Annotated in this window: 1 pseudogene; it reads left to right on the top strand. The window is 70.2% G+C overall.

The features are described 5' to 3' along the window. A pseudogene (locus IU459_RS37575) lies at positions 1–490 on the top strand (IS5 family transposase); the annotation flags it as partial.

The raw sequence follows: 490 nt of genomic DNA, 5'->3' as shown, positions 1-490 counted from the left end.
GGAATCCTGTGGGTGGCGCGTACCGGCATAGGGTGGAACCGGGTGCCCACGGAGTTGTTCGGGGCCTCGGGCGCGACGTGCTGGCGATGGTTGGCCGAGTGGCAGGAAGCGGGGGTGTGGCAGCGGCCGCACGAGAACCTGCTCACCGAACTGCGCGCCGCGGGGAAACTGGAACTGTCGGCCGCCCTGGTCGACGCCTCGCATTTGCGGGCGCTCAAAGGGGGGACCATGTCGGTCCCAGCCCGGTCGACAGGGCCAAGCCCGGTTCCAAGCACCACCTGATCACCGACACCAACGGCACACCCCTGGCGGTCACCCTGACCGGCGGTAACCGCAACGACGTCACCCAGCTCATCCCACTGATCGACGCCCTGCCCGCGATCGGCGGACGTCGCGGCCGCCCCTGGCGCAAACCGCCGCGGCTCTACGCCGACCGCGGCTACGACCACGACAAGCACCGACGTTTGCTGCGTGCCCGCGGCATCGTCCC

It is taken from the genome of Nocardia amamiensis (genome assembly GCF_015477605.1).
GTDB classification, from domain to species: Bacteria; Actinomycetota; Actinomycetes; order Mycobacteriales; family Mycobacteriaceae; genus Nocardia; species Nocardia amamiensis_A.
Note: the sequence above shows the minus strand (reverse complement) of the source record. Positions and strands in the feature narration are given on the sequence as shown.